Origin of the sequence: Sphingomonas sp. CCH9-F2 (assembly GCF_001556735.1) — a bacterium.
Taxonomy (GTDB): domain Bacteria; phylum Pseudomonadota; class Alphaproteobacteria; order Sphingomonadales; family Sphingomonadaceae; genus Sphingomonas; species Sphingomonas ginsenosidimutans.
This window is the reverse complement of the sequence record NZ_LSJO01000575.1, coordinates 1-723: the sequence shown is the minus strand read 5'-3', so window position 1 is coordinate 723 and position 723 is coordinate 1. Positions and strand designations below refer to the sequence as shown.

Here is a 723-nt window from a genome sequence, read left to right as displayed (position 1 = left end):
TCACGAAGGTCTGACCGTGGTCGTCCCCTTCATGCTCCTCATTGTAGTGCTCGGGCTTCTCGATCACTTTCTGCCCGAACCGGGCGTAGAGCGTCGGCAGCACGAACAGCGTCAGCAGCGTCGCCGAGATCAGGCCGCCGATGACGACGGTCGCCAATGGCTTCTGCACCTCCGCGCCCGCCCCCTCGCCAAGCGCCATCGGCACGAAGCCGAGGCTTGCGACGAGCGCGGTCATGACGACTGGCCGCAGACGCTGCATTGCGCCGACATGGGCCGCCTCCTCGCGCGATAGCCCCGACCGGATCAGATCCTGGATTGAGCTGACCATGACGAGGCCGTTGAGGACCGCGATGCCCGACAGGGCGATGAAGCCCACCGCCGCCGAGATCGAAAAGTCCATGCCGCGCAGGAAGAGCAGCAGAACGCCGCCCACCAGCGCGAATGGCACGCCGGTGAAGACGATCGCGGCATCGCGGACCGATCCCAATGCGCCATAAAGCAGCAACAGGATCAGGATGAAGCAGGCCGGAATGACCAGCTTCAGCCGCTCGCTCGCCGATTGCAGGTTCTCGAACTGACCGCCCCATTCGAGATAGGCACCGGCAGGCAGCCGGACCTGGCTGCCGATCGCCGCCTGCGCGTCTGCAACGACGCTACCGACATCGCGACCACGCACGTTGGCTTGCACCACCACGCGCCGCTTGCCGTTCTCGCGGCTGATCT

At 65.6% G+C, this 723-nt stretch carries 1 protein-coding gene; it reads right to left on the bottom strand.

The features are described from left to right. Positions 1 to 723 (bottom strand): efflux RND transporter permease subunit (locus tag AX685_RS16200; RefSeq protein ID WP_156445866.1); only part of this gene is annotated, 723 nt, incomplete at both ends.